Below are 744 nucleotides of genomic sequence, written 5' to 3'. Positions count from 1 at the left end.
ATTAATATTTTTATGTAGATTTAAAACGGGAAAGAGAGTGGAAAGTATGGGTCGTAAATGGAATAATATTAAGGATAAAAAAGCATCAAAAGATGCAAATACAAGCCGTATATACGCGAAATTTGGACGTGAAATTTATGTGGCAGCAAAACAAGGTGAGCCAGATCCAGAATCAAACCAAGCGCTTAGAGTCGTATTAGAACGTGCGAAAACATACAATGTTCCAAGAACAATTATCGATCGTGCAGTTGAAAAAGCAAAAGGCGGTTCAGAAGAAAATTATGACGAGCTTCGTTATGAAGGATTCGGACCAAATGGATCTATGGTAATTGTAGATACACTTACAAATAACGTAAACCGTACCGCAGCAGATGTACGAGCTGCATTTAGCAAAAACAGCGGTAACATGGGTGTAAACGGTTCTGTAGCTTACATGTTTGATGCGACAGCTGTTATCGGCCTTGAAGGGAAAACATCAGATGAAGTTCTTGAAATTTTAATGGAAGCAGATGTAGATGCACGTGACATTCTTGAAGAAGAAGATGCTGTTATCGTGTATGCTGAACCTGATCAATTCCATTCTGTACAATCTGCACTTAAAGATGCTGGTGTTGAAGAATTCACAGTTGCAGAATTAACAATGCTTGCACAAAGTGATGTAGAACTTCCTGAAGATGCTCAAGTACAATTTGAAAAAATGGTTGACGCATTAGAAGATCTAGAAGATGTGCAACAAGTTTACCA

At 37.9% G+C, this 744-nt stretch carries 1 protein-coding gene; it reads left to right on the top strand.

All coding sequences use genetic code 11. The annotated features are described in order from the left end of the window. Window positions 1–46: 46 nt before the first annotated feature. Window positions 47–744, top strand: a 698-nt coding sequence (locus KI369_RS27965; protein WP_212958899.1) for a YebC/PmpR family DNA-binding transcriptional regulator, incomplete at its 3' end; no start/stop codon positions are given.

The sequence above is a fragment of the Bacillus sanguinis genome (assembly GCF_018332475.1).
GTDB classification, from domain to species: Bacteria; Bacillota; Bacilli; order Bacillales; family Bacillaceae_G; genus Bacillus_A; species Bacillus_A sanguinis.
Note: the sequence above shows the minus strand (reverse complement) of the source record. Positions and strands in the feature narration are given on the sequence as shown.